The 20,065-nt window shown below is 36.0% G+C and carries 15 protein-coding genes; 9 read left to right on the top strand and 6 right to left on the bottom strand.

All coding sequences use genetic code 11. The features are described 5' to 3' along the window. Positions 1–32: 32 nt before the first annotated feature. The 3 genes from QBE53_09670 to QBE53_09660 all read right to left on the bottom strand — a co-directional run bounded on the left by QBE53_09670 (position 33) and on the right by QBE53_09660 (position 3,259). A complete protein-coding gene (locus tag QBE53_09670) occupies positions 33–884 on the bottom strand; it encodes a carbohydrate ABC transporter permease (protein ID WZL80073.1) in 852 nt (283 codons plus the stop codon). Continuing rightward, positions 884–1,789 carry a sugar ABC transporter permease gene (locus QBE53_09665; protein WZL80072.1) on the bottom strand — a complete coding sequence of 302 codons (906 nt, stop codon included), beginning with the start codon at positions 1,787–1,789 and terminating at the stop codon, positions 884–886. The genes QBE53_09670 and QBE53_09665 overlap by 1 nt, the downstream gene beginning before the upstream one ends. Before the next feature lie 75 nt (positions 1,790–1,864). Further along, positions 1,865–3,259, bottom strand: coding sequence for an extracellular solute-binding protein (locus tag QBE53_09660; protein ID WZL80071.1), 1,395 nt, complete (start codon positions 3,257–3,259; stop codon positions 1,865–1,867). Positions 3,260–3,546: 287 nt separating this feature from the next. Here QBE53_09660 and QBE53_09655 point away from each other — a divergent pair, with 287 nt between their 5' ends. Together QBE53_09655 and lon are read left to right on the top strand one after the other, a co-directional pair. Next, a complete protein-coding gene (locus tag QBE53_09655) occupies positions 3,547–4,473 on the top strand; it encodes a helix-turn-helix domain-containing protein (protein WZL80070.1) in 927 nt (308 codons plus the stop codon). 98 nt (positions 4,474–4,571) lie between these two features. Then, positions 4,572–6,950 (top strand): endopeptidase La, encoded by a 2,379-nt coding sequence (gene lon / locus QBE53_09650; protein WZL80069.1) that lies wholly within the window; start codon positions 4,572–4,574, stop codon positions 6,948–6,950. Here the strand turns inward: lon and QBE53_09645 are convergent. Continuing rightward, positions 6,904–8,127, bottom strand: a complete 1,224-nt coding sequence (locus QBE53_09645) for an EAL domain-containing protein (GenBank protein WZL80068.1) — start codon at positions 8,125–8,127, stop codon at positions 6,904–6,906. The two genes, lon and QBE53_09645, sit on opposite strands and share 47 nt — an antisense overlap. A 188-nt stretch (positions 8,128–8,315) precedes the next feature. Here QBE53_09645 and glyA point away from each other — a divergent pair, with 188 nt between their 5' ends. The 3 genes from glyA (at position 8,316) to QBE53_09630 (ending at position 14,025) form a co-directional block, all read left to right on the top strand. Beyond that, positions 8,316–9,551 (top strand): serine hydroxymethyltransferase, encoded by a 1,236-nt coding sequence (gene glyA / locus QBE53_09640; GenBank protein ID WZL80067.1) that lies wholly within the window; start codon positions 8,316–8,318, stop codon positions 9,549–9,551. A gap of 58 nt (positions 9,552–9,609) precedes the next feature. After that, positions 9,610–11,586, top strand: coding sequence for a fructose-1,6-bisphosphatase (locus QBE53_09635; GenBank protein WZL80066.1), 1,977 nt, complete (start codon positions 9,610–9,612; stop codon positions 11,584–11,586). Between the two features lie 81 nt (positions 11,587–11,667). Then, entirely contained in the window at positions 11,668–14,025 is a 2,358-nt protein-coding gene (locus QBE53_09630) for an ATP-dependent Clp protease ATP-binding subunit (GenBank protein ID WZL80065.1), read from the top strand. Between the two features lie 20 nt (positions 14,026–14,045). On the opposite strand, the gene QBE53_09625 is transcribed toward QBE53_09630, so the two are convergent. Beyond that, positions 14,046–14,885, bottom strand: a complete 840-nt coding sequence (locus QBE53_09625; GenBank protein ID WZL80064.1) for a hypothetical protein — start codon at positions 14,883–14,885, stop codon at positions 14,046–14,048. A 318-nt stretch (positions 14,886–15,203) separates the two neighbouring features. Here QBE53_09625 and QBE53_09620 point away from each other — a divergent pair, with 318 nt between their 5' ends. The 3 genes from QBE53_09620 to QBE53_09610 all read left to right on the top strand — a co-directional run bounded on the left by QBE53_09620 (position 15,204) and on the right by QBE53_09610 (position 18,263). Further along, positions 15,204–16,088, top strand: a complete 885-nt coding sequence (locus QBE53_09620) for a cell wall hydrolase (GenBank protein ID WZL80063.1) — start codon at positions 15,204–15,206, stop codon at positions 16,086–16,088. A gap of 130 nt (positions 16,089–16,218) precedes the next feature. Further along, positions 16,219–17,748, top strand: coding sequence for a threonine synthase (gene thrC, locus QBE53_09615; GenBank protein ID WZL80062.1), 1,530 nt, complete (start codon positions 16,219–16,221; stop codon positions 17,746–17,748). Continuing rightward, complete coding sequence (locus QBE53_09610) at positions 17,739–18,263, top strand: flavin reductase family protein (GenBank protein ID WZL80061.1); 525 nt, start codon at positions 17,739–17,741, stop codon at positions 18,261–18,263. The genes thrC and QBE53_09610 overlap by 10 nt, the downstream gene beginning before the upstream one ends. 4 nt (positions 18,264–18,267) lie before the next feature. Here QBE53_09610 and QBE53_09605 read toward each other — a convergent pair whose 3' ends face one another. Continuing rightward, positions 18,268–19,158, bottom strand: a complete 891-nt coding sequence (locus QBE53_09605; GenBank protein WZL80060.1) for a cation diffusion facilitator family transporter — start codon at positions 19,156–19,158, stop codon at positions 18,268–18,270. A 161-nt stretch (positions 19,159–19,319) separates the two neighbouring features. Between QBE53_09605 and QBE53_09600 the strand changes: the two genes are divergently transcribed. Continuing rightward, positions 19,320–19,910: a rubrerythrin family protein gene (locus tag QBE53_09600; protein ID WZL80059.1), complete on the top strand. Its 591-nt coding sequence runs from the start codon at positions 19,320–19,322 to the stop codon at positions 19,908–19,910. Positions 19,911–20,065 lie beyond the last annotated feature (155 nt).

Below are 20,065 nucleotides of genomic sequence, written 5' to 3'. Positions count from 1 at the left end.
CAATGCTAGAAGCTTAGCATTGTCTTTTTTAATTAGCCTTTAACAGCTCCAGCGGTCATACCGCCAATAAAATACTTTTGAAAGGCGAGAAAGAGGAGAAAGATAGGCAATATGGCAAAAAAAGAACCAACAATAAGTAAATCATAATTATTACCATATGGAGTTAACAGGGTTTTTAATCCGATAGGAAGAGTGAATTTGTCCCCATCGCCTAATACCATAAAAGGCCATAATAAATTATTCCAGCTATTCATACCATTTAATATAGCCATTGCAGCAAATGAGGGCTTCATAATAGGGATTATCAAACGAAAGAAAATACCGTATTCTGTTGCGCCATCAACGCGTCCGGAATCAATGATTGCCTTTGGAATCCCACGAAGGTATTGGCGAAAGAAAAAAATGGTTCCGGCATTGGCAATTCCGGGAAGAACAATAGCAGCATAAGTATTCATGAGCTTTAAATCAAAAATCAATTTGTATAGAGGCAACAATAAAATTTCAAAAGGTACCATCATAATCATAAGGACACAGATAAATAATGGGGTTTTACCTTTAAATTCATAAGCAGCAAATCCATAGGCAACAAATGCACTGATAAATAAGGTTAATGTGACTTGAACAATCGTTAGTCCCATACTATTCTTAAACCAAGTAAAATACTCATGGTCGCCTGTAAATAAAAAGATAAAGTTATCAAAACTCATAAGATTAAGGTCAAAACGTAAATTCAATCCGTAGCGAATTAAATCTTCACCAGGCTTAAATGAAGCTAAAGTAATTGCGTAAAAGGGAAGCATTATGATAATGAAAAGCAAAGTGAAAAAAAGAATCAGTGAAAGGGTAATTAACTTTGACTTTGTTGTTTTCGCTTTTTTTGACATTAATTATTCCCCTCCTTTTTAAAAGTACCTGTGAGTTTTAGTTGAGTCAGATTAATTGTCATTGCAACAATTAAAAGGACAATGCCTACTGTTGCAGCATATCCCAGGCGATTTTTTTCGATGCCTTGGCGATACAGATAACCGACAATGGTCAAGCCGATATTTTTAGGCGAGTTATTTCCATTAAATAGCATCAGACTTTCTGTGAACATGGCTAAGCCAGCATAAATGCTAATCGTCAAAACATAGACGGTTGTAGGTTTTATTAAAGGAATGGTAATATTTTTAAAGCGCTCAAATGCACTGGCGCCATCAATAGCTGCAGCTTCATAATATTCTTTGTCAATGGCGTTTAATCCGGCCAAAAAATATAACATATTAACGCCTGTCCAACGCCAACAAGCTAATGCCAACAGCGCAACCCGACTTAATGTTTGGTCTTTTAGATATTTATAAGGTCCTAAATTAAAGTTTGCAAGAAAGGAGTTCATGAGTGAACCTTCCATTTCGCCAAAGATTAAACGAAAAATGGTTCCTGCAACCACAACTGAGGTTAAGGCAGGGACAAAAAAAGACGATTTGAAAAATTCACGGGCGCGCATATATTTGCTGTCAATTAAGACGGCAAAAAGCATAGGCAATGGAATCAACAAAATAAGGGTAGCCACCATATATATGACACTATTGGATACGGCTTTAACAAATACAGTATCATTAAGTAGTTTTCTATAATTATCAAATCCTATCCATATAGGCTCCTGACCAAGCATTTGATCTTGAAAACTCATCCGAAAAGAATTGAGTAATGGGAACAACCAAAATATCAAGAAAATAATGATGAAAGGAAGAATAAAGATATAAGGTGCATATTTTTTTGAGTGTAAAAAACGTTTAAAGTTGATCATATAGGGCTCCTTCCTAGCAATGCAACGCATACCTATAGATTACTATAGGTAGCGTTCATTACGTGTATGTTGTTCTTATTGCAAGTCTTGTTCGATAAGCTCTTGAGCTTCATTAAGTGCCTCAGTTACATCGCGTCCATCTTCAAAAATCTCATTTGTTGTAATGGTATTTAATATATTGTTAATGCTTGGTGAAGATGCGGTCGATTTTACAAGCATGATTTCATCCTTAATTTCATTCAAAACATCAAATGGATTGTTGATGAAATATTGAACAAACTCGTTTTCAGGATTATGCGTTACATCTTCCATGGCCCAGACATCTGTGTTGACAGGGTCAAAACCGAGAGTGTTCCATATTTCGATATTTGCTTCATCGGATATTTTTGCAAAGGTTAGAAAATCTTTAGCTAATTCAATATCTTTGGCTGACTTTGTAACAACAGTTCCTGTTCCACCTAAACCTAAAGAACGTGGTTGACCTTCTTCAAAAACTGGAAGAGGGGCAATGGCAATTTTTCCTTTAAGGTCGGTCATTTCGTTGGTAAAGCGGGACATAAACCACAATGGCATCAAAGCAGAGCCATAATTACCCATGTTATATTCCCCTTTGGCTTCTTCAGTATCGGGTTGACCACCAGGAATAGTTGCGATCACATTATTGGCTTGAAGATCAACAAGCATTTCATAACCTTTAATTAATTCAGGGGAATTGACGGTAGGATTGCCGTCGGCATCAGTTACATCGACGCCTTGCTGGGCAGATAACATAGAAGCTTGCCATCCTGCACTTGTATCCGCTGTTCCTAGATACTTACCTGTAGTTTCATAAAGCTTAATGCCTGCAGCTTTATAATCGTCCCAAGTGACAATTTTTGTATAGTCAATATCAGCCTGTTCTAAAAGCTCGGTATTATAAAAAGCAACGGTTGCACCAACATGTGTTGGAAATCCATAAATTGCGCCCTCTTTGCTGTAGATATCTAGTCGAGACTGTACGAGTTTGTCCGCATATGGTGCAACAACATCGGTCAAGTCAACAAGAGGAACTTCATTACCGGCAATAAAGTCTGGAAAACGACCAACTTCAATATCGGATATATCTGGAGCGCCCTGTCCGGTCTGAACTGCGATTAAAAGCTTGTTATGCATATCATCATATGGCATCACCGTAACATTAAGCTTTATTTGTCGATCTGGATTGGCTTGGTTCCATAATCCCAACATTTTTTCGAAGTGCTTGCCGTGTAAATCTACAAATGTCCAATAATCAAATTCGGTTGCATTATCACCGGCTGTTTCAGAACCAAGTTGAGAGGTTTCGCTAGTATTGTCGCTACTGGATGCCTCAGATGAAGAAGTCGTATCGTCGGATGATGTTGATGTACTTGAGGTTCCACCGCCGCATCCGGTTAAAGTAAAGGCTACAATTAAAATAAGTAAAAGTGTTCCCATTCTTTGAGTGTGCATTTTCATAAAATTATCCTCCTTTTAATTTTGTTAAAATGATATAAAAAAACAGCTTTACCAAAGCGTTTGTTAGTAGTATTATATAACTTAGAAAAATATTAGTCAATGTTTTTATAAAATAATTTAGAATATACTAAAAGATAATTCAAAATGACAAATAAAAGGCTTAAAAAAAGACTAAATAGTTTTACGAACAAAAATTTGGATGAAAGAAAAAGAAAAGTTCCTTGAAAAGCATTTTCGCATAAGCTATAATTCAAAATAAGTTACTATTGTGGGAGGTTCTTATGTTACATATTAAAACAATTGAAGAAGGTTTAGATGTATTTAAAGCATTAGGGTCAAAAGTACGGATTGATATTATTAAGCTACTGACAGAAAGCGGTGGCATGAGTATGAATGAACTTGCAACACATTTAAATATTACAAATGGTGCGTTGACAAATCACATTAAAAAACTAGAAGAAAGTCATTTGATTACTGTGGTTAATGAAACTCATGGTCATGGAAATATCAAAAAATGTGTGACACAATTGGATAAAATTCTCGTAGAAGTCAATAATAGGGAAAATCCTAAAAATATCTATGAGACTGAAATACGTATAGGTCAATATTCGGATTATGAAATTTATCCAACGTGTGGGTTAGCGACAGCGAATCATTTGGTGGGAGAAGTTGACGATGCGAGGTTTTTTGGGCACTCAGATCGTTTTGATGCAGATATATTGTGGTTTACCCAAGGCTATGTAGAATATATTATTCCCAACTTACTGCCAAGGAATCAAAAAATCGACCAAATATCATTATCCGTCGAGCTAGGTTCAGAAGCGCCGGGAATTAATGAGATATGGCCGTCCAATATACATTTTCATTTGAATGGTCAGTGGATTGGCATGTGGACAAGCCCTGGAGATTTTGGTGAAATCAAAGGGATTTTTACGCCGGATTGGTGGTTCCCAAATTGGAATCAATATGGTCTGTTAAAGCTAATTACAATTAATAATAAGGGAACGTTTGTTGATGGGTTAAAAGTGTCAGAAGTGACAATTGATGCCTTTGAAATGGACCATCAAAGTCCGATAAAGTTTCGCTTTAGTGTTCCCCAAGATGCAGAACATGTTGGTGGATTAACAATTTATGGCAAGTCTTTTGGAAACTATAACCATGATATCAATGTGCGGATTCATTACAGCCCAAGAACGGTAATGCCATAGGTCAGAGGAATATTGACATTCATTCTCAAATAACGTATAATTGTATATTATAATATTCCAATATACATAAGTGTATATATTAAGGAAGGAGAATGATTATGAAATTAGATACTTTACATATAGTTCCAATCGTTGATACCGTTATTATGCCCTTTACAGAGACAAAATTGTCTGTTGATGAACAGTTGGGTGAGAGTCTATCCGATCAACTGCGCCAAACACAAGGATTTGCACTAGCGCTATCTATTCGTGAAGGCGTTGTGAAAGATACCATTCGTTCAGATAGTTTTTATTCTATAGGTACACTTTTAAAACTGGAAAAAGTTGAAAAGGCAAGTAAAGGCTATTTAGTCTATGCATCAAGCTTAGAAAGAGTTAAAGTGGACCAAGTACTTATTGACGGGGATATTGCACTGGGAACATATGAAGAATATCCAGAGCAAAATGATTTGTCAGAAGAAGGACAGCAACAAATGCTTCAATATATTAAAGCAAGTGTTCATGATATTGGTGAGCATTTCCAAGGAAATGATGAATTTTTGCAGGTCATTGATCGACAAAAAACGTTAAATGGACTTGTTGGCCATTTGTTACCGTTTTTATCGTCGAGTTTAGCAAAAAAATATGTATTGCTTGAAACCGATAGTATAAAAGAAAGAGGATTATTATTTTTAGAGTATTTGGCAAAACAGCGTGAAGTTGTTGAACTGCAAGTTGAAATGGCTCAAAAGTATAATAAGAAAAATAATCGAAATTATAGACAGAATTTATTAAGAGAGCAACTAAAAGCTATACAGCAAGAGTTAGGTGAACAAGATGGTGATCCAAACTCAGCGCAAAGTTATCGCGAGCGTATTGAGAATGCAAATATGTCGGATGAAGCGATTAAAGCGGCGAAAAGGGAATTAAATAAGCTTGAAACTTCGGGAAGCAACAACTCAGAAGGGCATATTATCAGAAATTACCTAGATACACTTCTAGAGTTGCCTTGGGAAAATAAGCTTCATGATACGGATGTTAAAAAAGCGCGTGAAGTTCTAGATGAAAATCACTACGGCATGGATCAGGTTAAAAAACGTATTATGCAACATATTGCTGTGATGAAGCTTCAAAATGACAAACAGGGATCTATTTTACTGTTAGTGGGACCACCGGGAACAGGAAAAACCAGTCTTGGTAAAAGTATTGCACAGGCATTAGAGCGTGAATATATACGTATTAGTCTAGGTGGGGTTCGTGATGAAGCTGAAGTTCGAGGCCACCGCAGAACATATTTAGGTGCGCTTCCGGGACGGATTATACAAGGTATGCGAAAAGCAGGGACTCAAAACCCTGTGTTCGTCCTTGATGAAATCGATAAGCTATCTGTGTCCAATAGTGGAGACCCTTCAAGTGCTCTTCTTGAGGTGCTTGATCCAGAACAAAACAACTCCTTTGCAGATCATTATCTCGAAGTGCCTTATGATTTATCCAACGTATTTTTTGTGGCGACTGCGAATAATATCAATAGAATTCCTAAACCTCTACTTGATCGCTTGGAAGTGATTCAGATTAGTAGCTATACAAATTATGAAAAGTTTCACATTGCAAAGAATCATCTGATTCCAAATGCTATTAAAGAATATGGCTTAAAAGCCAATGAAGTAGCGTTTGAAGATGAGGCGATTCGAACAATTATTGACCAATATACTCGCGAGGCAGGTGTGCGTGCCCTCAAAAAAAATATTGATGAAGTTTTGCGTAATGTGATTGAAAAAATTGTTCTTGAAGAAGTTAACGAAGCATATATTGTTGATAATAATGCCGTGAAAGAGTTGTTAGGGCAAAAGACGGCAAGGCACGAAGCGATGCGCAAAGAAAGTGCTGCTGGAGTGGTAACAGGCTTAGCATGGACACCGGTTGGAGGTGACATACTCTTTGTTGAAGGAACTTTTATGCCAGGCAAAGGGCAATTGATGCTAACTGGTCAGCTGGGAGATGTCATGAAAGAATCAGCCAAAATCGCTTTGTCTCTTGTTAAGTCGCGACTGACACATCAAGTGACTTTTTTGGATTTTCATAAGAAGGACATTCATCTGCATGTTCCGTCCGGGGCGACGCCAAAGGATGGTCCATCAGCTGGAGTTACAATTCTAACGGCACTAGCCTCACTTGCAACCGGAAAAAAAGTCGATGCTTCCTTAGCGATGACAGGTGAAGTAACACTGAGTGGCTATGTATTAGCCGTGGGTGGAATTAAAGAAAAGATACTGGCAGCACATCGCGCCGGAATTAAAAAAATTCTCATGCCAAAAGACAATGCTAAAGACTTAGAAGATGTACCAAAACAGGTGCGAGAAGAGATGGAATTTATTTTTGTTGAAAAGATAGAAGAAGTGCTTATTCATGCACTTGGCATTGAGATAAACACTCCTCAAGAGCTGTTTGATGTTACCCATGGTTTAGATAATCAAACAACTCATCTGCCCAAGATATAGCGTTAAGATATAGATCTGGAAAAGCAGTAAAGTCTAGATCTATTTTTTTGCAAATATCTTGAGCTGCGTCAAAGTCTCCTTTTTCATAGGCAATCATAAGTTGAAACAGATCTGAAAACTTTGTTTCTTTAAGAAGCAGGGTGTTTTTTATATCTTCAAGAATGGGGAGTTCGTTAAGAACTACATCCATTGGCTGTTCTAATATAGCATCAAGCATGGATAGGACACCAATCATACGTAAAGAGCTGACATAGGTATAAAAAGAAGAAGCATTACCTAAGTTTTCCATAAACTTCATTCGGAAAATGCTGATTTTTACAAGTTCATCCGGCTGATCTTGGCTTAATTGATTAATAGTGGCTAAAGTAAACCATTTGTTAAAATTATTGATTCCTAAAATAGCTAGCGCATGTTTGATTGATTTAATATCATTTACCAATGAAAAAGAAGAGTTGACAAGTTTTAGCAAACGATATGTCAACGACACATCCGTTTCGATAATACTTACAACGGTGTTATAGTTCGGTTCATCTTTTTGCATTTCTGAAAGGATAAGCATGTAGTTTTGATATACGGTATTTATCTTCTTTTTTTTCAGCATAATTGGATGACTAAAATAATAGCCTTGAAAATAGTCAAAGCCTAATTCCAAGGCATAATTAAATTCTTCTTTTGTTTCGACTTTTTCTGCTAAGATTAATTTGTGATTTTTTCTTAAGTAATGACACAATGCAGGAAGCTTGTCCTTTGGATTAAGAAAAAAATCGACTTTTACAATATCGCATAAATCTAGAATATCCTTATATGGATAGTCAAAGGTATAATCATCTAAAGCAATTAAATACCCTTTGGATTTTAAGAGGATGAGTTTTTCAATAATTTCAGAAGAGGGTTTGACGGTCTCAAGAAGTTCAATGACCGTTTGGTCTGGAGAAAGTAGCAAAGGAATATCTTGCAATATTAAATCATCATTAAAGTTAATAAAACATAGTTTGTGTTCAGAGATTAATTTTAGGCCGAAATTCAAATAGCTGTTAACTAGAACGATAGATGTAGCAGCTGAATCATCAATGGTCCCATCAAAATAATTTACATGAGTGTGGCGATACAGCAACTCATAAGCAATCGTGTGTGAATGCCTGTCAAAAATAGGCTGTCGTGCAATATAATTATCCATAGTATACTCCTAACAGTTATCATCTTTTGTCCTTTGATTATACAATAATTTTTACTGTATTACAAACAAAAGTAGCTTTCGAAAAGCCAAAACACTCTTTTGAGTTAATGAAGTAAAGTCTTTCCATGTGTTGGAGTATGTGCTATAATAATGGCATTATCATACAATTTAAAATACGGAGGTAGAAAATGTATTCATTTGAAAAAATACAAGCGTTTGATCCAGAAGTGGCTGACGCGATTGAGGCAGAAATTAATCGCCAAAAAAATAATATTGAACTTATTGCATCCGAAAATTTTGTGTCCGAAGCAGTTATCGCGGCAATGGGAACACCGTTGACAAACAAGTACGCTGAAGGATATCCGGGACGACGATATTATGGAGGATGCGAATGTGTTGATATCGCTGAGAACCTTGCAAGAGATCGTGCAAAGGAAATCTTTGGTGCAGAACATGCGAATGTACAGCCGCACTCCGGCGCGCAAGCAAATATGGCAGTGTTTTTTGCGGTTTTAGAACCGGGTGATAAAGTTATGGGTATGAATCTTTCACATGGTGGACATTTAACACATGGAAGTCCAGTTAATATCTCTGGAAAATATTTTAACATTATTCCATATGGCGTGACAAAAGAAGGCTATATCGATTATGACGAGCTTGAAAAAATTGCGCTTGAAGAAAAACCTAAGATGATTATTGCAGGTGCAAGTGCATATGCTCGAACCATTGACTTTAAGCGATTTAAAGAGATTGCAGATAAGGTCGAAGCGTATTTGATGGTTGATATGGCACATATTGCAGGGCTTGTTGCGGCAGGTCTTCATCCAAACCCAGTAGAGTATGCTGATTTTGTAACGACTACAACACATAAAACATTACGTGGTCCAAGAGGCGGAATGATCTTATGCAAGGAAAAATATGCCAAAGCTATCGATAAAGCAGTGTTTCCAGGAATCCAGGGTGGACCACTAATGCATATCATCGCTGCAAAAGCAGTAAACTTTAAAGAAGTTCTAAGTCAAGAGTTTAAAGACTATCAACAGCAAATTGTTAAAAATGCGCAAGCGCTTTCTGATGCACTGATACGTCGAGGTATTGATATCGTGTCCGGTGGGACAGATAATCATTTGATGCTTTTAGACTTACGTAGTTTAGGATTAACGGGTAAAGTGGCAGAAAAATTGTTGGATGAAGTTCGCGTTACCTGTAATAAAAATACGATTCCTTTTGATCCGGAAAGTCCATTTGTTACCAGTGGTATTCGTTTAGGGACTCCGGCAGTGACAACCCGAGGAATGAAAGAAGAAGATATGGAAACCATTGCTGAAATCATACACCTTGCGTTGACGGATTTTGACAACTCAAAGGAAAAAGCATTGAATATGGTTAAAGATTTAACTGACAAATATCCACTATATGCATAAGCCCAAGGCTTGCTCCTTAATGAGCAAGCCTTTATGATGGTTAAACATGGAGGGTGCTATGAAAGAAAAGAAAATAATAGACAACCTTAAGTATCTTAAATTGTTGAGTAAACAGTTTCCAACGGTGTACGAAGCATCTACAGAGATTATTAACTTGGAAGCAATATTGAATTTGCCAAAAGGAACAGAGCATTTTCTTTCAGATATTCATGGAGAAGATGAAGCTTTTTTGCATATCCTAAAAAGTGGATCCGGTATTATTCGTAAAAAAGTAGAAGATGTCTTTGGATCAACAATTACGAATAATAGTAAGAAAAAGCTTGCTATTTTAATTTATTATCCTCATGAAGTTTTAAGTAAAAATAGTGAGCTGGGAAAGCTCTCAGAAGCTGAACGCTATGATTGGTATGAGGTAACGCTTCATCGATTAGTTCTAGTGTTAAAAGAAGTCTCCTCGAAGTATACACGCTCAAAAGTACGTAAAGCGTTGCCTAAGGAATTTGAATATATTATTGAAGAATTACTGCATCATCGCGATAATGATCCGGATAAGGAACACTATTATTCGCAAATTATAAAAAGTATTATTGAAATTGGACGAGCAAAAGCATTTATTATCGCTATAAGTGAGGTGATTCAACGTCTAGCTGTTGACCACTTGCATATTCTTGGAGATATTTTTGATCGGGGTCCAAGACCGGATATCATCATGGATAAACTCATGAATTACCATTCATTGGATATTCAATGGGGCAACCACGATATTGTATGGATGGGGGCAGCGTCCGGTTCATGGATATGCATCTTGAATGTCATTCGGGTGAGTGCCCGTTATGGACAGTTGGACCTTCTTGAAGAAGCCTATGGAATTAATTTGCTTCCATTAGCCAAATATGCAATGTATCATTTTCCTGATGTAGAGCAACAGTTTATTCCTAAAAACACAGAAGGGTTGTTGGAAGACGAAGTCATATTGGCAGCGCAAATAAATAAAGCAACGACATTTATGCTTTTAAAACTTGAAGAACAAATTGCCAAAAGACGACCGGAATATCAAATGATGAATCGGTGTCTGCTTTCTACCGTAGATTTTGATAAAAGAACGATTGTTCTAGGGCAAAGTGAATATCGTCTTAATATTGAATCTTTTGAAACCGTGGATAAAGAAGATCCTTCCCGATTATCGGAAGATGAAGAAATAATTATGGGAAAACTACAACAGTCTTTTTTAAACAATGTTCGCCTTCAAGAACATGTTGCGTTTTTATTTGAAAAGGGAAGCATCTATAAGATTTATAACAACAATCTATTATTCCACGGATGTATTCCGTTAGATGAGGATGGGCGCTATACCAGTGTATGGATTGATGGAATAGCCTATAAAGGCCGAGCGTTGCTTGATCAGTATGAACTGATGCTACGAGAAGCTTATGGGAACCGTTTTGAGAGTGAGAATAATGATGAGACGGATATCTTTTGGTATCTTTGGTCCGGAAGGCATTCATCGTTATTTGGAAAAGATGCGATGAAAACCTTTGAGCGTCTTTTTATCTCAGATAAAAGCACCCACAGTGAAAAGAAAAATCCATATTATGAACATATATTAAGTGAAACCATGTGCAAAAAAATACTGAATGATTTTTGTCTTTCGCCAGAACACTCGAGAATCATTAATGGACATGTTCCTGTGAAAGTGAGTGAAGGCGAAAGTCCTATAAAATCCGGGGGACGATTGATAGTAATTGATGGAGGCTTGGCTAAAGCTTATCAAGAAGTAACAGGGATTGCAGGTTATACGTTAATCTATAATTCACATGGAATGCTTTTAGCTGCGCATGAACCGTTTACCTCGGCAAGAGATGCTTTTGAGAATTCAATCGATATGATTTCATCGCTATCTATTGTAGAAGCGTCCAAAGAGAGGATACTGGTTGGAGATACAGATATCGGTCAGCAGCTATATAATGATATAAAAGATTTAAAACTCCTGCTCACAGCATATCGAAAAGGAATTATTAAAACTTTATTATATTAAGCGTTTTCCCATAGACAAGCCATGTTGAGTGTGATAGTTTAAGGTATACACTTGTAATGAAAAGTAAATGGAGATGATAGTATGAAATGCTCAGTATGTAAAGAAAATACAGCTGTTGTATTTATAACAAAAATGACAGAAAACAAACCGGAACGTGTGGGGCTTTGCTTGCCATGTGCTAGTAAACAGGGTATTAGTCCAATAGAACAAATGATGCAGCAAAGCGGCATGAGTTCGGAAGAATTTGACAATATAAATCAACAAATGATGCAGATGTTTGAAGACCCGGACATTAGTGATTCAATTAATAATTTTATGAGTCAAATGGCGGATGGACAAACACCAGAAGATATGTCCCAGATGTTAGGAGCATTTGCGGGAAATATGCACCCTAAAGAAGGGGAAGATTTTTCTGAAGATGCGAAGTTTTCAGAAGATGATGCTTCGGATGTGGAAGCTGATGAAAGTAAACATTTTGGCAACTTATTTGGGAAAAAACAGACGAAAGTTAAAGAAAAGACATCCAAAAACAAACGTAAAAACTTGGATGCTTTTGGTATTAACTTAACTGCGAAGGCAAAACTTGGCGAAGTGGATCGTATTATTGGACGGCATCGTGAAATCGATCGGGTGATTCAAATTTTAAACCGACGACAAAAAAATAATCCGGTACTCATTGGAGAGCCAGGCGTAGGTAAAACGGCTATTGCAGAAGGGTTAGCGGTACGTATAGTTGAAAAACAAGTGCCGGTAAAATTACTGGATGCAGAGATTTACTTGTTAGATTTAACCGCTTTAGTTGCAGGAACTCAGTTTCGCGGTCAATTTGAAGGGCGTATGAAAGCGATTATCAATGAAGCAAAGACAAGTGGCAATATTATTCTTGTTATCGATGAAGTCCATAATATCACTGGAGCTGGAGAAGCAGAAAGTGGTGCAATGAATGCTGCTAATATTTTAAAACCGGCACTTGCACGCGGTGATGTTCAAATTATCGGTGCAACAACACTGGAAGAATATCGTAAGCATATTGAGAAGGATACAGCACTTGAGCGGCGTTTTCAATCGGTTCTTGTAGAAGAACCTTCAGAAGAAGAAGCAATCGAGATGATACTCGGTATTAAGGATTATTATGAAGACTATCATAAAGTCCATATTTCTGATGAAATAATCGAAAGTGCGGTGCAAATGTCAAAACGCTATATCCATGACCGCTATTTACCGGATAAGGCAATTGATGTTCTTGATGAAGCGGGTTCTCGCGCCAACCTCAAAAATAAAGGGCTCGTTGAACTTGAAGCCCTTAAAAACCAACTTACAAAAGTCATTAACGAAAAAGAAGAGGCGGCAAATCAAGATGACTTTGAAAAAGCAGCGGATTGTCGTGTTGAAGAATTACGTCTTACAGACAAAATCCATCAATTGGAAGTGACGTGTGAGAGTGTATCCATTACACAAGAAGATATTGCTTATGTCATTGAAGCATGGACAAGAATTCCGGTACAAAGCATTACAGAAGAAGAAAAATATAAATTACTTAATTTGGAGAATCGATTAAAGCGACGAGTTAAAGGCCAAGAACATGCCGTAGATATTCTGGCACGAACAATACGTCGCAATCGCTCTGGATTTAGGAAGCGCTTTAAACCAAGTTCATTTATTTTTGTTGGACCGACAGGAGTAGGTAAGACCGAACTTACAAAAAGTTTGGCAGAAGAACTGTTTGGCGATGAGGCAGCGATGATTCGCTTTGATATGTCGGAATTTATGGAAAAACACACGGTATCTAAATTGATCGGAGCGCCTCCAGGATATGTAGGATATGACCAAGCTGGACAGTTAACTGAAAAAGTTCGACGACGACCCTATTGTGTCATTTTGCTAGATGAAATTGAAAAGGCACATCCGGATGTATATAACTTATTGTTGCAAATACTTGAAGACGGTCGATTAACCGATAGTCAAGGGCGCAATGTGAATTTTGAAAACACGGTCATTATCATGACGTCTAATGCAGGAACAACGAATAAAGGAGCAACGATTGGCTTTAATAGTGACACAAGTCAAGCAATGGACTTGCATGAACTTAATGCACTCAAAGAGTTCTTTAGACCTGAGTTTCTTAATCGTATTGATGAGACCATTATATTTAAATCCCTTTCAAAAACTGTTTTGCGAGAAATTGTTGATGTAATGATAAAGGATGTTAACCTTACTGCTAATGAAAGAAAAATCAATCTGACAGTGACCGAAGAAGCCAAAGACTATTTGGTGGAGATTGGCTTTGATGAAAAATATGGTGCGAGACCACTTAGAAGAGCCATTGGAAAACATATTGAAGATGAAATGGCAGAATTATACATTAAAAGCATTATCGATGAAGGCAGCAGTGTTTTGGTGGATTACGACGGTGAAAAAATAACTGTTAAAGCAGTATAGACAAAAGGCCAGAAGCGCTCTTATGAGCGTTTCTGGCTTTTTTTTGCAGTGCTTTGAAGCTCTTGATATATAGGAGAGAGGTTTAATAGATTTTTAGGAAGAACGATGGTGGTATACAAGTATTCGATTTCTTCTTCATGAATTGCATCAATATAATTTTTTGTATAATTCTTATGTTCGCTTACATAGCGTTGCATAAAGTCAACAGCCTTATTATATGCAATAGCGGCTTTGTGTATAGAGTGAAAATACCCTATAATAATATATCCATTAACATGGATTTTGGCACGATAAAGTATATGATTATTTTTATGAATCTTTTCAACGCCATGATATGGATTGATAATGTTTATATTGTCATACCTCAAGTTATAGGGATTTTTGTCGATAAAGAGGTAATCTTTTCCTTCACATGCATGGTTGCGAATGCCAAATCGGGATAAAATGTTAAATTGCATTCCAAAATCATTGACGAAAAAATAATTGCCACGTTTAAAAATTTTATGGGAGCCATAAAAAAACAAATCATCAACATCAAAAGTTAAGATGATGTGTTGAGACAGATGATATGTAAAATACTTTTCGTGAAGGTAGATAGGGGTCTTAAAGTAAAGCCCGTTATCCCTAAAGTTATGCAAAATAACCCACTTTTCATAGCTTAACGATTGATTGGTTTTATTATAATCATCAATTCGATAGTGACTATTACGAAGGATTCGCTGTGCTAAAAGATAACGTTTATGTGCAAGTTCGTATGAATCGGAGCTACCTAAGCTGATGTGTTTGTTTTTATATGTAATGGAAACACGATAATACTCTTGACCATTTTTTTTGTGTGTAATATATACTCCGGTTGGCATAATAATCATCCTTTATCTTGGGGAAAATAGTCTATTGATAGGAACAAGTATAGCATGAAACACGAAAAAAGAACAATTTTAGAATGAAATATTACTCAAATTCTTCTTCGTGATTTTTATGAAAGAATAAATGTATATAAAAAAATAACTAATAAATCGAACAAAATAAAGAGAAATATAGTCATTGTGCTACAGTCTGTGACTGAATATTCTGAAAATAAGAGAAAATCATCTAAACAGCAAGGGGCTTCATTGACTTAGAAAATGAAACTCAGTATAATGACCAAGTCGTAAAAAAGTATTCAAAAGGAGATATATATGAATTTTTTTAAAAAGTTGTTTGATTTTTTGTTTCATAAAAATCACACGATATCAAAAAAGATATATACTTTTGGCTGCGTAATCGTTACGGCTTGTATTGTAAGTGTTTTCGTTTTAGGGTCCAATGGTTACCTGGTTAATGTATACAGTGCCACAAACCAAGAAGAACAAGAAAACATTTCTAAAGAAAAAGAACTTGATGAACTGGAAATGGATGTTGAAAATGAGGATGAAATCGTTCTGCTGCTAGATCGAACCCTTTATAGCCATCCCATCATGAGTTTAGATTCACGTTCGACAATACAAGGCATCGATGCACCCAGCAATGAAAAAGTGTTGTCTATTATGAAAGAAGAAAGTGGAAAAGAGCAATTATCCACACAATCAATCACGAGTGATAAAAAAACGCTTGAGGATTTAGAGGATGAGCTACTAGAAGGAATGACGTATGTTGGCTACGAACCGATTATAGAATATCGTGACCCTGTGGAACTATCAGAGACAGATTATAATGTATTATTACGTATTGTTGAAGCAGAGGTTGGAACAGAAGATTTATTTAACCGAACAATTATCGCCAATGCGATTATTAACCGTATGTATGACACGTCTTATCCAGATACGATTGAAGGCGTGGTCTTTCAAAACAATGGAAAAATTTATCAGTTTTCGCCAATCTTAGACGGGCGTTACTATGATGTCAAAATTACCAGTGAAACTAAAAAAGCTGTTGAAATTGCAATGGCAGGCATTGATAATAGCGGTGGGGCATTATCCTTTGTAAACCGTAATATAACAAGTGCCAAAAACATGCGGTGGTTTGACACAAAACTTCAATTTGTCACCAAATATGGTGTTGTAGAATTCTTCAAAGCAAAATAAGAACATAAAGACATGAGTATTGCCTAAGGCAGTACTTTTTGTCTTTGCGTGAAAAACAATTGTATTTGAAGGGAGAATATGTTATAATTTCCCCAAACTTTCTAACTAAAATTATATAAGGTGGTACAGGATGAAAAAAATAGTATATAATAGTACTCGAGGAAATGAAAAAAATGTTGAGTCGTCATATGCCATTGTCAAAGGATTGGCGAATGATGGCGGATTATTTGTTCCAAATGCGATTCCAAAACTTCAAAAAAGTTTTGAAGAATTAAAATCGATGTCCTATCAAGAAATTGCATGCTATGTGTTAGGAGAATTTCTGACAGATTTTACGGAGGAAGAAGTCTCCCACTGTGTATACAGTGCCTATGATGAAAAATTTGATACGAAAGACATTGCACCGATTGTCAAGAAGGATGGATATTATTATTTGGAATTATTTCATGGATCAACGATTGCATTTAAAGATATGGCCTTATCAATTTTACCTTATTTAATGACAACTGCAGCAAAAAAGCAAGGAATAACCAATGAGATTGCTATTTTAACGGCAACATCCGGAGATACAGGAAAAGCTGCTTTAGCAGGTTTTCAGGATGTGGCAGGAACAAAAATCATTGTTTTTTATCCGAAAAATGGTGTGTCAAAAATTCAAGAGCGTCAAATGGTCACCAGCGAAGGCAACAATACATTAGTTGTTGGCATTGACGGTAATTTTGATGATGCACAAAATGGTGTGAAAGCTATTTTTAATGATCAAGTGTTTAATCAAAATTTAGAATCGCTAGGTGTACAGCTTTCAAGTGCAAATTCAATTAATATTGGACGTTTATTGCCTCAGGTAGTATATTATGTATATAGCTATAGCCGTCTTTTAAATGACAGAGAACTTGATTTGGGAGAGCCTATGAATGTAGTCGTGCCAACGGGGAACTTTGGCAATATATTGGCAGCATATTATGCAAAAGAAATGGGTGTACCTATCAAAAAACTGATTTGCGCATCAAATGACAACAAAGTTCTATACGATTTCTTTGCGACAGGAAACTATGATCGACGAAGAGAATTTTTATTGACGATTTCACCGTCAATGGATATTTTAATTTCTAGTAACTTAGAACGTCTACTTTATGCAGTTGCAGATGAAGATGCAGCAACGGTACAGCAGTTGATGGACAACCTTTTAGGGGAAGGACATTATACCATTACTGAAGATATGAAAGCGAACTTATCAGATTTCTTCCCAGCATTTGCGACACAGACAATGACGATGCAGGCTATCAAAGAAGAATTTGAAGCGACAAACTACATGCTAGACCCACATACAGCAGTGGCAAAGGCAGCATATGACACATATATAGATGCAACAAAGGATACAACAAAAACACTCATTGTATCTACAGCAAGCCCATATAAATTCACAAAAAGTACATTGTCCGCTTTAGATCAACGTTATGAAAAGATGGATGATTTTGACTTGCTCCATGAATTATATGCAATTTCAAATGTAGAAATACCCAAAGCGGTCAAAGATATTGATAAGCGTCCTATTTTACATACGACGATATGCAAAAAAGAAGCGATGGCAGAGACCGTATTAAATTTTATGCAAAAAAATAGAAAAATCAAAATGTTGGAGGAGACTAGATGTCAGTAGAAAAGATTGAACGAAAAGAAGTACTTTATACGAGACACTTAAAAGAGTTGCTCGAGCAGATTCCAAAAGGCGCCTTTTTAACCGTCAAAACGCAAGATAAAATCAATACAATGACTATTGGATGGGCTACGTCAGGTGTTATGTGGGGGCGTCAGGTTTTAGTTATAGGCGTGCGTCCTAGCCGATATAGCTATGAAGGCATTGATATGGATAAAGAATTTACGGTGAGTATTCCAATGAATCAAAAATTGAAAAAAGAAATCACCTATTGCGGCACCCATTCAGGAAGAGATGTAGATAAATTTGAAAATTGTAATATCCATGCATTAGAGGGGCATAAAGTCGATGTTCCTATCATTGAGGAATGTGGATTGCATTATGAGTGTCGTGTAATTGCCAAGCATCAACTTATTCCAGAATATATCGATCAGACAATTAATGATCGATATTATCCTGAAGGAGATTACCATATGATTTTTTATGGTGAAATTTTAAGTTCGTATCGCATTGATTAGAGAATTATTTAATATATTCTTTTTGTGGATGGATTTGAGTTGCATTTAGATGCACAATTACTTCATCCACATAATTATAATTTAACAGTTTTTGTTTGACTTGGTCACCGATTTGGTGACCTTTTATTATACTTAAATTACCATCAACGGATATTTTAACAATAAGTAAAAAGTTTAATCCAATGGGTTTTGAAGTAATCGTATCTACATGATCAACACCGTCGATATTGCCGATAAGTTCAAAAAGTTCGTCTTTAATATCTTGATCTATCGTTGTGTCCATGAGAACATAATATGCACTACTAAAAATGGACAATCCGGTATATGCAATCCAAATACCGATAGCCACACCAACGATACTGTCAATAAAATATAATTCGAAATATGCAGTAATGATACTTAGCAACGTAAATGAAGTTATAAAAACATCGTTACGATGATCTTCAGCATTGGCAAAAGCCAAAAGAGAGTTGTATTTATGGCCTATATGGTTGGAATAAAAATATAAGCTTAATTTGATTATTATTGTTAAAAAAGCAACAACGATTAACCATGGAGTAAATAAAAATGCAGTGTGATTCGTTAGTGAATCAATAGAACTTTTGACAATATTAAAAGCAACAATAAAAAGAGAGATACTGATAAGCATACTGAAGATGTATTCCGCTTTTCCATGTCCATAGGGATGTTCTTCATCATAAGGCTGTGAAGAAATTTTGTTGCCGATATAGGTCATTAAAGAGGCAAACACATCACCGGCACTATTTAAACCATCCGCAATCATTGCCTGACTATGGCTCATCAATCCGACAATAAGTTTAATAATAAGTAAAAATATATTGCCAATCATACCGCTTATGGCAACATAATGTATGTTTGAATTTCTGTTGTTCATAATATAACTCCTTTTTTTAAAAATATACAGTCATTATATCACAAAAAGTAGTTATATGCCTGTAGATATTGACATAGGTATATGAAAATGATAGAATCTTAATTGTAAACAATTTCATGTAATAATAATTGTTAATAAAAAGATAACAAATGGAGGTATTTATGAGCAAATCTTTAAAAGGAACAAAAACAGCGGATAATTTAATGAAGGCATTTGCAGGTGAGTCACAAGCAAGAATGCGTTATACGTATTATGCCAGTCAAGCAAAAAAAGAAGGATATGTTCAGATTTCTAACATTTTTCAAGAGACAGCAGATAACGAAAAAGAACATGCTAAACGCTTCTATAAGTTTTTAATTGAAGACCTAAACGGAGAAATGAATGAGATTAATGGAGCGTCCTATCCGATTGCATTAGGTAAGACATTGGAAAACTTAAAAGCGGCAGCAGATGGAGAACAAGAAGAATGGGAAGATCTATATCCAACATTTGCAGACATTGCTGAAGAAGAAGGATTCCCAGCGATTGCAACGACATTTAGAAAAATTGCAGAAGTAGAAAAGCATCATGAAGAAAGATACCGTAAATTAGCCGATAACATCACAAATGGTGTTGTCTTTAAAAAAGATGAATCGATTGCATGGAAATGTGGAAACTGCGGTTATATTCATGTTGGAAAAGTTGCACCTGAGCTCTGTCCTGCATGTCAGCATGCACAAAAATATTTTGAAATTCTTTGTGATAATTTCTAAGAATGCTTATGCAAAAGACAGGTACAATATTGTACCTGTCTTTTTTTGTGTAAATCGCTCTATTTTACGATAGTGAATTATACCTAAAGGGTAAATCATTTTGACATTCATCTTGAAAAAGCGATGGAATTCATATATAATATCAACTTAGGAAG

Source organism: Vallitaleaceae bacterium 9-2 (assembly GCA_038396585.1).
Lineage (GTDB): Bacteria > Bacillota > Clostridia > Lachnospirales > Vallitaleaceae > UBA1351.
This window is presented reverse-complemented; position numbering and strand designations above follow the sequence as displayed.

What these genes read in the sequence shown, in the direction of transcription:
- QBE53_09630 (WZL80065.1), top strand. Translation starts at nt 11,668, where the DNA reads ATGAAATGCTCAGTATGTAAAGAAAATACAGCTGTTGTATTTATAACA.
- QBE53_09635 (WZL80066.1), top strand. Translation starts at nt 9,610, where the DNA reads ATGAAAGAAAAGAAAATAATAGACAACCTTAAGTATCTTAAATTGTTG.
- QBE53_09610 (WZL80061.1), top strand. Translation starts at nt 17,739, where the DNA reads ATGTCAGTAGAAAAGATTGAACGAAAAGAAGTACTTTATACGAGACAC.
- QBE53_09625 (WZL80064.1), bottom strand. Translation starts at nt 14,885, where the DNA reads ATGCCAACCGGAGTATATATTACACACAAAAAAAATGGTCAAGAGTAT.
- QBE53_09645 (WZL80068.1), bottom strand. Translation starts at nt 8,127, where the DNA reads ATGGATAATTATATTGCACGACAGCCTATTTTTGACAGGCATTCACAC.
- QBE53_09670 (WZL80073.1), bottom strand. Translation starts at nt 884, where the DNA reads ATGTCAAAAAAAGCGAAAACAACAAAGTCAAAGTTAATTACCCTTTCA.
- QBE53_09600 (WZL80059.1), top strand. Translation starts at nt 19,320, where the DNA reads ATGAGCAAATCTTTAAAAGGAACAAAAACAGCGGATAATTTAATGAAG.
- QBE53_09655 (WZL80070.1), top strand. Translation starts at nt 3,547, where the DNA reads ATGTTACATATTAAAACAATTGAAGAAGGTTTAGATGTATTTAAAGCA.
- lon (WZL80069.1), top strand. Translation starts at nt 4,572, where the DNA reads ATGAAATTAGATACTTTACATATAGTTCCAATCGTTGATACCGTTATT.
- QBE53_09660 (WZL80071.1), bottom strand. Translation starts at nt 3,259, where the DNA reads ATGCACACTCAAAGAATGGGAACACTTTTACTTATTTTAATTGTAGCC.
- QBE53_09665 (WZL80072.1), bottom strand. Translation starts at nt 1,789, where the DNA reads ATGATCAACTTTAAACGTTTTTTACACTCAAAAAAATATGCACCTTAT.
- glyA (WZL80067.1), top strand. Translation starts at nt 8,316, where the DNA reads ATGTATTCATTTGAAAAAATACAAGCGTTTGATCCAGAAGTGGCTGAC.
- QBE53_09605 (WZL80060.1), bottom strand. Translation starts at nt 19,158, where the DNA reads ATGAACAACAGAAATTCAAACATACATTATGTTGCCATAAGCGGTATG.
- thrC (WZL80062.1), top strand. Translation starts at nt 16,219, where the DNA reads ATGAAAAAAATAGTATATAATAGTACTCGAGGAAATGAAAAAAATGTT.
- QBE53_09620 (WZL80063.1), top strand. Translation starts at nt 15,204, where the DNA reads ATGAATTTTTTTAAAAAGTTGTTTGATTTTTTGTTTCATAAAAATCAC.